Origin of the sequence: Variovorax boronicumulans (genome assembly GCF_030812215.1) — a bacterium.
GTDB classification, from domain to species: Bacteria; Pseudomonadota; Gammaproteobacteria; order Burkholderiales; family Burkholderiaceae_C; genus Variovorax; species Variovorax boronicumulans_C.
The window spans coordinates 93969-105971 of the sequence record NZ_JAUSSG010000008.1; the positions used below are offsets into that span (position 1 = coordinate 93969).

11 protein-coding genes are annotated in these 12003 nt (G+C 65.8%); 2 read left to right on the plus strand and 9 right to left on the minus strand.

Going from position 1 to position 12003, the window contains the following annotated elements:
* Positions 1-16 precede the first annotated feature (16 nt).
* From J2W23_RS21130 to J2W23_RS21140, 3 genes are all read right to left on the minus strand, one after another.
* Positions 17-1444: a sensor histidine kinase gene (locus tag J2W23_RS21130; protein WP_176660207.1), complete on the minus strand. Its 1428-nt coding sequence runs from the start codon at positions 1442-1444 to the stop codon at positions 17-19.
* On the minus strand, positions 1444-2811 hold the full coding sequence (gene miaB / locus J2W23_RS21135) for a tRNA (N6-isopentenyl adenosine(37)-C2)-methylthiotransferase MiaB (RefSeq protein WP_307650126.1): 1368 nt from the start codon (positions 2809-2811) through the stop codon (positions 1444-1446). The genes J2W23_RS21130 and miaB overlap by 1 nt, the downstream gene beginning before the upstream one ends.
* Positions 2812-2901: 90 nt before the next feature.
* On the minus strand, positions 2902-3357 hold the full coding sequence (locus tag J2W23_RS21140; RefSeq protein WP_176660209.1) for a hypothetical protein: 456 nt from the start codon (positions 3355-3357) through the stop codon (positions 2902-2904).
* 254 nt (positions 3358-3611) lie between these two features.
* Between J2W23_RS21140 and J2W23_RS21145 the strand changes: the two genes are divergently transcribed.
* Positions 3612-4787, plus strand: a complete 1176-nt coding sequence (locus J2W23_RS21145) for an efflux RND transporter periplasmic adaptor subunit (RefSeq protein ID WP_176660210.1) — start codon at positions 3612-3614, stop codon at positions 4785-4787.
* Between the two features lie 61 nt (positions 4788-4848).
* Positions 4849-8016, plus strand: a complete 3168-nt coding sequence (locus J2W23_RS21150) for an efflux RND transporter permease subunit (protein WP_307650127.1) — start codon at positions 4849-4851, stop codon at positions 8014-8016.
* Positions 8017-8038: 22 nt separating this feature from the next.
* Here the strand turns inward: J2W23_RS21150 and J2W23_RS21155 are convergent, their stop codons facing one another.
* The 6 genes from J2W23_RS21155 to J2W23_RS21180 all read right to left on the minus strand — a co-directional run bounded on the left by J2W23_RS21155 (position 8039) and on the right by J2W23_RS21180 (position 11999).
* Positions 8039-8314 (minus strand): hypothetical protein, encoded by a 276-nt coding sequence (locus J2W23_RS21155; protein WP_176660212.1) that lies wholly within the window; start codon positions 8312-8314, stop codon positions 8039-8041.
* Positions 8311-9018 (minus strand): AzlC family ABC transporter permease, encoded by a 708-nt coding sequence (locus J2W23_RS21160; RefSeq protein ID WP_307650128.1) that lies wholly within the window; start codon positions 9016-9018, stop codon positions 8311-8313. Before J2W23_RS21160 ends, J2W23_RS21155 begins: the two co-directional genes overlap by 4 nt.
* An 8-nt stretch (positions 9019-9026) precedes the next feature.
* Positions 9027-9773, minus strand: a complete 747-nt coding sequence (locus J2W23_RS21165; RefSeq protein ID WP_176660214.1) for a 2OG-Fe(II) oxygenase — start codon at positions 9771-9773, stop codon at positions 9027-9029.
* 73 nt (positions 9774-9846) lie between these two features.
* On the minus strand, positions 9847-10554 hold the full coding sequence (locus J2W23_RS21170) for a Crp/Fnr family transcriptional regulator (RefSeq protein WP_176660215.1): 708 nt from the start codon (positions 10552-10554) through the stop codon (positions 9847-9849).
* Between the two features lie 134 nt (positions 10555-10688).
* Positions 10689-11333, minus strand: coding sequence for a histidine phosphatase family protein (locus tag J2W23_RS21175; RefSeq protein WP_176660216.1), 645 nt, complete (start codon positions 11331-11333; stop codon positions 10689-10691).
* Positions 11334-11354: 21 nt separating this feature from the next.
* The gene (locus tag J2W23_RS21180; protein WP_307650129.1) at positions 11355-11999 is read right to left on the minus strand and encodes a DUF4136 domain-containing protein; all 645 of its coding nucleotides are present in this window, start codon (positions 11997-11999) and stop codon (positions 11355-11357) included.
* Between the last annotated feature and the right edge of the window lie 4 nt (positions 12000-12003).

Below are 12003 nucleotides of genomic sequence, written 5' to 3' on the forward strand. Positions count from 1 at the left end.
GCAAGCAGATCGGGGTTCAGGCCGTGCGCGGCAGCTCGATGCGAAAACGTGCACCGGGTCCGCCAGGCTGCAGCGTGATGCGGCCCCCGTGGGCTGCAATGTACTCCTGCACGATGGAAAGTCCGATGCCGGTGCCTTTCACGGTGTGCTCGGGCTGACGTTCGCCGCGGAAGAACGGTTCGAAGATCCGGTCGCGATCCCCCTCGGCGATGCCCGGCCCGGCGTCGTTCACGTCGATATGGACGGCATCGGGCGTGCCCGACACCGCGAGCGTGATGACACCGCCCGTGACCGAAAAGCGGATCGCGTTCGACAGCAGGTTGGCGATGGCCGTGCCGAGCTTGGTGCGGTCGACGGTGATCGCGATCGGCTCGCCCTCGGCGCGCACGCGAAGCCCGTGCGACTGCCATTGCAGCCGCTGGGCCTCGATCTGCTCCTCGATGAGCGGCAGCAGTTCGGTGCGTTCGCGGCGCAGTTCGCGCGCCTCGAAGGCGGCGGCGTTGAAGCGCAGCAGTGCCTCGATCTGGTTCTGCAGCGAGACGGTGTTCTGGTTCAGGATCTGCGCCACTTCGAGCTGCGCCGGGCTCAGCGGGCCCGTCACGCCGTCCTCGAGCAGCGAGACGCCTTCGCGCAGCGCGGCCAGCGGCGTCTTGAGTTCGTGCGACACATGGCGCAGGAACCGCGCCTTGTCGGCGTCCAGCTCGGTGAGCCGCAGCCGCAGCCATTCGAGCTGCTGCGACACCCGCCGCACGTCGGCCGGGCCGCGGATGTCGATCGGTTCGTCCAGCCGGTTCTGGCCGAGGCCGACGATCGCATGCTCCATGCGCTTGAACGGACGCGCAAGCCAGATGCCGAAGGCCAGCGCCAGCACCACCGCCAGCACGCTCGCGGCCACCACTTCGCGCATCAGCCGGCGGCGCGCGTTCTCGATGCGCTTGGCAAGCGCATCGTTCTGCATCTCGATGAGGAACTGGGCCTGCTGCGCGAGGCTGGTGTTGAGCGTGTCGAGCTCGCGGAACTGCATGGCCATCGTGCTTTCGCGGGCGAGGGCGCTGTCGGCGCTGCCGCTCATCAGGCCTTCGATCACGCCCAGCTGCACGCGCCACGGCTCGATGCTCGCGGGCAAGAGGCCGTTCTTCTCGAGCCTCTCGAGCACCTGGTGCGATTCGCGCGCGGCCTCGTCGAAGCGGCGACGCAGCACCGCGTCGTTGAGCACCAGCGACTGGCGCCCGGCGCGTTCCATGGCCGCGCTGCGTTCGGCCAGCGACTGGGCCGCGCCCGACAGGCGCAGCGCGCGCGCCGCGGCGTCGCGGCTCTGGGTCATGAGCGCGTCGTACTGGAACACCGAGCGCAGCGCCACGCCCACCAGCAGCGCGGTGATCAGCAAAAAGGCAAACAGCAGGAGCTGCTGGAACGAGCCCCGGATCGACGGTCGCTTCGCCATCAGTGGGCGAGCGCCACGGCGGGCTGCTGCAGCACCGGCGACGATTCGCGCGTCACCACCTCGCCGCGCAGCGTGTAGGCCAGCGAGCGCGTGATGCGCAGGTCCGTCATCTGGCCGACCAGGCGTGCGTCGCCCTCGAAGTTCACGACGCGGTTGCAGGCCGTGCGGCCCATGAGTTCGTTCGCGTCCTTGCGGGAAGCGCCTTCGACCAGCACGCGCTGCGTGGTGCCCACCAGCGCATCGCCGAAGCGGCGCACGTTGCCGTCGATCACGCGCTGCAGCGTCTGCAGGCGCGCGAGCTTGACTTCGTGCGGCGTGTCGTCGTGCAGCGCGGCGGCCGGCGTGCCGGGGCGCGGGCTGAAGATGAAGCTGAAGCTGTTGTCGAACTGGCAGTCGTCGATGAGCTTCATCATCCTGGCGAAGTCTTCGTCGGTCTCGCCGGGGAAGCCGACGATGAAGTCGCTGGAGAGCGCGAGGTCGGGCCGGATGGCGCGCAGCTTGCGCACCGTGCTCTTGTATTCCATGGCGGTGTAGCCGCGCTTCATGGCCATGAGGATGCGGTCGCTGCCGTGCTGCACCGGCAGGTGCAGGTGGCTCACGAGCTGCGGCACCTTGGCGTAGGCCTCGATGAGCCGCGGCGTGAACTCGTTCGGGTGGCTCGTGGTGTAGCGGATGCGCTCGATGCCGGGGATCTCGGCGACGTACTCGATCAGCAGCGCGAAGTCGGCGATTTCCGCGGTGTCGCCCATGCGGCCGCGGTACGCGTTCACGTTCTGGCCCAGCAGCGTGATCTCGCGCACGCCCTGGTCGGCGAGGCCGGCGATTTCCACCAGCACGTCGTCCAGCGGCCGGTTCACCTCCTCGCCGCGGGTGTAGGGCACCACGCAGTAGCTGCAGTACTTGGAGCAGCCTTCCATGATCGACACGAAGGCGGTCGCGCCTTCGACGCGCGCGGGCGGCAGGTGGTCGAACTTCTCGATCTCGGGGAAGCTGATGTCCACCTGCGGGCGGTCCAGCCGCTCGCGGTCGTTGAGCATCTCGGGCAGGCGGTGCAGCGTCTGCGGGCCGAACACGATGTCGACGTAAGGGGCGCGCGCGATGATGGCCGCGCCTTCCTGGCTGGCCACGCAGCCGCCCACGCCGATCTTCACGCCCTTGGCCTTCAGGTGCTTCACGCGGCCGAGGTCGGAGAACACCTTCTCCTGCGCCTTCTCGCGCACCGAGCAGGTGTTGAACAGGATGAGGTCGGCCTCGTCCACGTTCTGCGTCGGCTCGTAGCCCTGCGCGGCGTTCAGCACGTCGGCCATCTTGTCCGAGTCGTACTCGTTCATCTGGCAGCCGAAGGTCTTGATGAATACTTTTTTCATGGGGTGCTCTCTCGATGCCCTCCGGGGATGGAGGGCGCGGCGGGCGCGGAAGGCCCGTGCCGCCTCTTTCTATTTGCCGATGTGCAGCGGTTACTGCGTATTGAGGGTGTCGTTCGTGGTGAACGGCCAGATGTTCAGGAGCGGCTTGCTCAGCGATTCGCGGCTGGCGACGGCTTCCTCGGGCGTGAGGATCCAGACTTCGCGCAGCAGGCCGGCGGCATCGCGCGTGTAGTTCACCAGGTACTTCTGGCCAATGATCGCGCCGGGCATCACCAGCATGTTCTGCGGGCTGCGGATGCGGGCGCCGGCGCCCAGCCGGTCGGCCTTGCCGTCGAGTTCGACGTCGGGCGCATTGGTCACCATGAACTTGCCGCGCAGCGTGCCGATGGGAAAGTTGCGCCCGCCGTTCAGCGATTCGTTCTGGGTCTGCGGACGGGGAATTTCGTCCTGTGCGCTGGCTTGCAGCGAGAAAAGTCCGGCGCTTGCGGCGAGGGCGCACAGCGCGGTGAAAGTGAGGGCATTCGTGGTTTTCTTGCAGCGGTTCATGGGGTATATCCAGAGGCTGTGGAGCGGCGATTTTAGCGAGGGGTGCGGCCCCCTCGCGCCGGCCACAGCAGGTTGAGCGCGGGCTTGTCGGTTGACCTGCTTTACATTTCTTTACGGGAACCATGAACGCCGTGAGTCGGGCGCTGATTCAATAGCCAGTGTCAGCCCAAAGTGCACAAGAACCCATGAAGAAAAATGCTGCCATTGCCCTTGCGGGTGTGTTGATCGTAGCCGTCGCGGGCGGGTGGTGGAGCATGTCCGGAGACAAGGCCGGGGCAAAGAATGCGAAGACGGCCGCGGCCCCGGGGAACGGCGCCGCATCCGGCGGCGGCGCCCCCGCCCTGGTGACCCTGGCCACCGCCGAAAAGCAGGACGTGCCGGTCACGGTGCAGGTCAACGGCAGCGTGGTGTCCCTCAACAGCGTCGACCTGCGTCCGCAGGTCACCAACACCGTCAGCGCCGTGCATGTGAAGGAAGGCCAGTTCGTGAAGGCGGGCCAGCTGCTCTTCTCGCTGGACGACCGCAACGACCAGGCCAACCTCGCCCGGGCCCGCGCCCAGCAGCAAAAGGACGAGGCGACCCTGGCCGACCTCCAGCGCCAGTACAAGCGCAGCCAGGACCTGGTGGCGCAGAACTTCATCGCCAAGAGCGCGGCCGATGCCACGCTCTCGCAGCTCGAGGCGCAGCGCGCCGCCGTGGCGGCCGACCGCGCCGCCGTGCAGTCGGCGCAGGTGGCGCTGGGCTATGCGACCCTTCGCGCGCCGATTGCCGGGCGCATCGGCGCCGTCAACATCTACCCGGGCACGCTGGTGCAGCCGACGCTGTCGCTGGTCACCGTCACCCAGCTCGACCCGATCGCCGTGAGCTTTCCGGTGCCTGAAGGCAACCTGCAGGATCTGCTGGAAGCCGCGCGCAGCCGGGCGCCGGTCGAGGCGCTCGTCGCCGGCCGCAAGACGCCGCTCATCGGCGCGCTCGATTTCGTCGACAACACGGTCGATCCGCAGATCGGCACCGTGCGCGCCAAGGCCGTGTTCGCCAACGCCGACCAGGGCCTCTGGCCGGGCCAGTTCGTCGGCACGCGCATCACCGTGCGCACGCTCAGCGGCGCCACGGTGGTGCCGGCCGCGGCGCTGATGATGCTGTCCGACGGCACCTCGCTCTACGTGGTCGATGCCGCCAAGACCGCCACCCGCCGCAAGGTGAAGACGCTGCACACCTTCGGCACCAAGGTGGCGGTGAGCGGCATCGAGCCGGGCGAGCAGGTGGTGATCGAGGGCAGCCAGAACGTGCGCCCGGGCGGCAAGGTGCGTGTCGATGCGAAGACGGGCGGGCCGGGCGCCGCGCCCAACGGCACCACGGGCGTGACGCCGGGTAGCGCCGCCTCGTCCGAAGGCACCGACATCAAGCCGCCGCAGCAGGAACGGGCATGAGCGCCGCGCCGGGCCGCCCCAAGCAAGCTCGCACCGCAGCGCGAAGCGCGGAGGTCGTCCGATGAACATCTCGGAGCTCTGCATCCGTCGTCCCGCGATGACGGTGCTGCTGTCTGCCGCGGTGGTGGTCATCGGCATCTTTGCGTACTTCAGCATCCCGGTGGCGGCGCTGCCCAGCTACAACACGCCGGTCATCAACGTCAACGCGCAGCTGCCGGGCGCGAGCCCGGACACCATGGCGAGTTCGGTCGCGCTGCCGCTCGAAAAGCAGTTCTCGACCATCCCCGGCCTGCAGACCATCAGCTCGGTCAACACCCAGGGCGTGACCTCGCTCACGCTCGAATTCGTGAGCAGCCGCGACATCGACGCCGCCGCGGTCGACGTGCAGGCCGCCTTGCTGCGCGCCCAGCGCCAGCTGCCGCAGGAGCTGACGCAGCTCCCCTCGTACCGCAAGGTGAACCCGGCCGATGCGCCGGTGCTGTTCATCGCGCTGATCTCGCCGTCGATGAACCCGGCCGAGCTCAACGACTACGCCGAGAACCTGATCTCCCCCACGCTCTCGACCATCGACGGCGTGGCGCAGGTGGGCGTGTACGGCCGCAAGGCCTTCGCGGTGCGCATCAAGGCGAATGCCGACCTGCTCAACGCCCGCAACATCACGCTCGACGAGCTTGCCAAGGCGGTGAATTCGGCCAACGCCAACACGCCCGTCGGCGTGCTCGACGGCCCGCGCCAGACGCTCACCATCCAGGCCAATCGCCAGCTCGTGAAGGCGGCCGATTTCGCCAAGCTCATCGTCGGCCAGCGCAACGGCGCGCCGGTGCGGCTCGATGAAGTTGCGACCATCGAGGACAGCTTCGAGTCGGTCAAAACCGCCAGCAGCTTCAACGGCCAGGACTCCATCTCGCTCGCCGTGCAGCGCCAGCCCAACGCCAACACCGTGCAGGTGGTGGACGCGGTGCGCGCGCTCATCCCGCGCTTCAAGGCGGAGCTGCCGCAGTCGGTCGAGATCCAGATGGTGAACGACCGCTCGCTCTCCATCCGCGAGGCGGTGCACGACGTGCAGCTCACGCTGCTGGGCACCATCGCGCTGGTGGTGCTGGTGATCTTCTTGTTCCTGCACCGGCTGGTGGCCACGCTGATCCCGGCGGCGACCATTCCGATCTCGCTGATCGGCGCGGTCGCACTGCTCTACGCCTTCGGCTATAGCCTGGACAACGTCTCGCTGCTGGGCATCACGCTGGCCGTGGGGCTGGTGGTGGACGACGCGATCGTGGTGCTCGAAAACATCATGCGCTACGTCGAGAAGGGCATGGAGCCCTTCGCGGCGGCGCTGCGCGGCGCGCGCGAGGTGGGCTTCACCATCGTGTCGATCTCGATCTCGCTGGTGGCCGTGTTCATCCCGATCTTCTTCATGCCTGGCGTCATCGGCCTCCTGTTCCACGAGTTCGCGGTGGTGGTGGCGCTGGCGGTGCTGGTGTCGGCCATCGTGTCGCTCACGCTGGTGCCGATGCTCGCGAGCCGGCTGCTCAAGCACGTGCCGCGCAAGGAAGGCGCGATCGACCACGAGGAAGAGCATCCGGAGCCCGGCACCGCCATCGGCCGGGCCTTCGAACGCGGCTACCGCTGGGTGCACAGCAACTACATGCGCACGCTCGACTGGACGCTGGCGCACCGCTGGGTGATGCTCACCGCCGCGGGCCTCACCTTCGTGGTCACCGCCTGGCTCTTCGTCACCATTCCCAAGGGCTTCTTCCCCGAGGAAGACATCGGCCAGATCCAGATCACCACCGAGGCGGCCGAAGACATTTCGTTCACCGCCATGAAGGCGCTGCAGGACCGCGTGGCCGCGACGCTCAAGGACGACCCGAGCGTGGACTACGTGAGCTCCTTCGTCGGCGTCGGCGGCCCGACCGCCACGCAGAATTCGGGGCGTCTTTTCGCCGTGCTCAAGCCGCGCAGCCAGCGCCCGCAGATGGCCAAGGTGCTCGAGTCGCTGCGCCAGCGCTTCCGCGAGATCCCGGGCATTGCCGTCTACATGCAGCCGGTGCAGAACCTGCGCCTGGGCGGCCGCCAGAGCAAGGCGCGCTTCCAGTACACGCTGCAGAGCGTGAACGCCGGCGAGATGGTGCCGTGGGCCACGAAGCTCATGGAGCGCATGCGCGCCGACCCCGCCTTCCGCGACGTGACCAGCGACTCGCAGAACCGGGGCCTGCAGGCCACGCTGGAGATCGACCGCGACAAGGCCGGCGTGCTCGGCGTGGCGGTGGGCGACCTGCGCACCGCGCTCTACAACGCCTACGGCGACCGGCAGATCGGCAGCATCTACGCCGCGAGCAACACCTACCAGGTGATCCTCTCGGCCGCTGACAACGACCGCCAGTTCGAGGACGACGTCTCGCGCCTGTCGGTGCGCAGCACCTCGGGCAAGCTGGTGCCGCTGTCGGCCTTCTCGACCATCAACCGCACCGTGGGGCCGACCTCGGTCAACCACCAGGGCCAGCTGCAGGCGGTGACGGTGTCGTTCAACCTCGCGCCCGACGTGCCGCTGGGCAACGCGACCGCGAAGATCGACCAGTTCAAGGCCGAGCTGAACATGCCGCAGTCGATCATCACCACCTACGGCGGCGATGCGGCGGTGTTCCAGAGTTCGCAGTCGAGCCAGGCGGTGCTGCTGGTGCTCGCGGTGCTGGTCATCTACGTGCTCTTGGGCGTGCTGTACGAGAGCTACATCCACCCGCTGACGATTCTGGCGGGGCTTCCTTCGGCGGCGGTGGGCGCGCTGCTGTCGCTCAAGATCTTCGGCTTCGACCTCACGCTGATCGCGACCATCGGCATCCTGCTCCTGATCGGCATCGTGAAGAAGAACGCGATCATGATGATCGACTTCGCCCTCGACGCGCAGCGCACCGAAGGCATGAAGCCGGTCGACGCAATCCGCGAAGCCTGCCGGCTGCGCTTCCGCCCGATTCTCATGACCACGCTGGCCGCGCTGATGGGTGCATTGCCGCTCGCATTGGGCCTGGGCGCCGGTGCCGAGCTGCGCCAGCCGCTGGGCGTGGCGGTGGTCGGCGGGCTGATCTTCTCGCAGGTGATCACGCTCTACATCACGCCCGCGATCTACCTCGCGCTCGACCGCTACAGCGGCACCGGGCCGATGGTCGAGTTGCCGGGCGAGGCGAAGAAAACCGAAGCGGGCGTGGCCGGAGACGCAACGGCGCACGCCTGAACTGAGGCAGCCCCCTTCGGCATCAAAGATGGCGCGCGGCCATCAGCGCCAGCCATCCGGCGAGAAAGGCGATCTGCAACCCTCCGAAGCGCCACACCACGCCCATGGTGATGGCCACGGGCAGGAGCAAGGTCGGCGCGATGCAGATCTGGATCAACAGATAGGCCCCCATCAAGCTGGGGCCGGCGTTCGACAAGGCGACCTCGGCCGCCGGCCAACGCGACAGCCATTGGGCAGCGCCCAGGCCCGACAGGCGGATCGCGATCGTGACCAGGGCCATGACGAGGATGGCGTTCATGCCTCGCCTTTCCTATGGAGCCACAGCGTGGCCGCCATGCCGGCCAGGCCCGCCACCAGCACCGCCGCGGCCTGTTGATCGGTTCGCCACCAGTAAGCCAGGCCGACCACCGCGCCGATGGCGACAGGCGCCAGCTGGTGAGGATTTCTTCGCAGGCCGACAGGCAGCAGCAGCGCCATCGAGAGCGGAACCAGCGCATCCATGCCAAAGCGATACAGCATCTGCTGCGTGAAAACGGCGCCGAACTGGTATCCGGCGATGCAGCCGGCCGTCCACGCCAGGGTCAGCGCGGAGGCGTTGCCCAGGATGAAATTGACGTTGATCGGGCCGCGCTGGGCGGCGATGTGGCATGCCGTCCAGCTGCTGTCGGTCACCATGGCCGCCGCCAGCCACACCCGCCATTTGCCGGAATTCTTCAGGTAAGGCCAAAGCGAGGCGGTAAAAATAAGATGCTTTGCATTGAGGCCGACGGTCAATGCAATCAGCGCGCCAATATGGGCGGAATTGTTGAATTCGAGCGCGGCCAATTGGGCGGTGGCGGCATTGATGCTCAAGGCGGCGAAAACCAATTCGCCCAGGGACCAATCGGCATTGTTGCTGGCAACGCCGACAATAAGGCCGAATACCAATACCTTGGGAATGAAAGGCAGCGCCGCAATCCATCCATGCGAAATTCCCATGGGTGCGGACAGGGACTTTTCCATCGAAACCCTTATACCCAGAACAGGACCTTTTCAGGAGTGGTTCCGAAAAACCCGGACAGGGTCAGCCGCTCTCCATCGCTTGGCAATACCGAATGTGCCTGTGTGGTGCGAAAAATGATCAAATCGCCGACGCGAGGCGTGACCTCGAAGTATTCGCTTTCGTTGCCGGCCTGCGCGAGATCCTGCTCGTTATAGATGCGCGTCTGTCCGCCCGATTTCGGCGTCTTGAGGTAAATATTCCAGGCAAATTGCTCCTTGATTTGCGGTGCAAATGAAAGCCCGGCATTCTCGCCCGGCATCCAGTCCCGGTGAATCGGCGCTTCCGGCAAAACGCGCACCGTGAATTTCATCATGTGCCTGCCCTGATGCTCGGCGACCCCAGGGCCCAGGGAAAACATCTTCGACGCCACTTCCTGCACACGAGGAAAGAAATTGACGAGCCCGAGAATCTGCTGGTCGAATATCTCCTGGTAAACCTGCGTCCGGCGGAAATATTCGCCGGGGTCTGCCTTGAAACGAAAGAAATTGGGGCCGAGTTTTCCTTTGCGGACAATGCCGCCGGCTTTGTCGTCGCCCTCGTAATATTCAATGCCTATTTTTGAAATGGCATGCAATATCAGGTCGACCTGGTATTCCTGTAGAAAATTCTCGAACCGCAGGCCTGCGCGGTCCCCGGTTGAAAATTTCCTGATCGCCGCGAGGTTCGGCGTTGTGCGATTGATATCCTCAACCACCCACTTGTTTGACTCTGCCATCTTTTCCTCTTGAATTGCGAGGCTGATAATGGCGTCAAATTAGGGTTTTCGTGGTATCCGGGTATACAAAGAGTTAACTATTTTTGTAGTGCAAACGACGTAACGCGGAGGCGTCATGGATGATGACCTGCTTGGCCCGCGTCTCGATGACCCCTTGCCTGGACAGCGCGTTCAATGTCCTTGTCACGGTCACCCGGCTCAATGCGGTCATTGCCGCAATTTTCTCGTGCGTGAGATCGACTTGAAAATCCTTTGATTCCGGCGCCGACGAAAATTCGCTGTTGGATTGCAATCGGGCAATACGCAAGAGCAAATCGACGACACGCTCTTTGGGCGCCGCTGCAACGCCTGCCAGCTTTTCAACAATCATTTGGTTCTTGAAACCTAGAAGCTGAATGAGCGAAGCCGCCAATTCGGGCATGGTGGCGAATTTCTGCGTGATATCCGACGGAAGATACCGGCTGAGAATTGCGGGTGCAACCACGCGCGTCGTGGTCGGGCGGGGCCTGTTGGCAAATGCGGGGCCTTCGCCAAATATTGCGCCGGGCCCGAATATTTCGAGCAGAAATTCAGCGCCATTGCTTCGTTGAATTGTCGAGTGAACAAACCCGGACCGAAGAAGATAAAAATAATTGTGCCGCTCCCCTTCGCGAGCCAGCACATCCCCTGTTGTCAAACTGACGATGCTGCCCAGGTGTGTCGCTTCGATCCATGGGGTCGAAAGGGCCAGGGAGGCATCCCAGCTGGCATAGGCTGAAGATTCGGAATCTATTCTTTTCATTCAGAAGGTGCGTTGCAAAAAATCCTCGTGATCCCTGTGGAGAATTCTGCGGTTTGCGCCTTGCCTCGAGGTGAAAGGCGCAATTCCTTTTTTTGCGTATCTATCTGGCCATTGCGCCATTGCGCAATGGCGCATCAGGTCGTCGTCTCGTCCAGCGTGTCGTCCGCCGCCAGGTGGGCGATGTCGCTCCAGCCCACGAGGCTGAATCCCTCCGGCGTCCACAGCATGCGGTTGATGGCGGCATTGCCGAGCTGCCAGGTGCGCGGCGCCTGCAGCTCCTGGCGGGTGGCGGCGCGGTAGAGCACGTCCATCACGCCGCCGTGCGCGACCAGCGCGACCAGCTGGCCCGGATGGCGCGCCGCCAGCTCGGCGGCCACGCGCGTGACACGGTCGCGGAAAGTCAGCAGGCTCTCGCCGCCGACGGGTTCGAATTCGGGATCGCGCTCGCGCCAGCGCTTGGCGTCTTCGGGGAGCATCGATTCGATCTCCGCGAAGCTCATGCCCTCCAGGTGCCCGAAGGCGCGCTCGCGCAGGCGCGGCTCGGGCTGCACGGCGAGTCCATGCGGCCTGGCGATGGCTTCGGCGGTCTGCCAGGCGCGCGCGAGGTCGCTGGCATAGATGACGCCGATGTCCTCGTCCGCCAGCGCCTGGCCGGCCCGCTCTGCCTGCCAGAGGCCGGTGGCGTTGAGTCCGATGTCGATCTGGCCCTGGATGCGGGTGTCGACGTTCCAGGCGGTCTCGCCATGGCGGACGGCAATCAAACGGGTGGCTTCTTGCATCCGCTCGATTCTAGAAGTGCGCTATTTCACGGCCGGCGTCTTCGCCGTGGCCAGGTCGATGTTCACCCGGCGCTCGCCCTGCGGCGGATTCGGAAAGCCCTGCAGCGCGGCCTGGAACATCACCGGCAGGATCGCCGCGCTCGCGTTGTAGGGGCCGTTGTTGCGGGCCCGGGTCTCGTAGACCACGCGGTTCGAGCCGACCTCGCGCAGCACGATGCTCACTTCGCGCTCGTACCAGGGGTTGGCCGCCGGCGGAAAGTAGGCCGGGCCGCCGTACCAGCCGCCATACCCGCGGCGGCCGTAATAGCCGTAGGCGCCGCCGTAGCCGTAGCCCCAGGGGCCGTCGAAGAGCCACGGATCGGCCCAGGGCGAGAGCCCGGCGGTCACACGGGCGCCGATCTGCGCGCTGTATTGCGGCTTGGCGTCGTCGCGGCGAAGGCCCACTTTTTCGAGCGCGGCGGCGGCCATGGCTTCGAGCGAGTCCTGCCGGGCGGTGTCGGCCTGCTGCGAGGGCAGGCGTTCGAAGCGGTAGGTGGCGCCGGGCGGCACGGTGGAGAGCGAGGAAAAGCTCTTCACGTCGCTGTCGACCACCCAGGAGGTGGCGCAGCCGCTGAGAGTCACGGATGCTGCTGCTACCAAAAGCAGAGCGAGAGAAGTACGTTTCATGAAG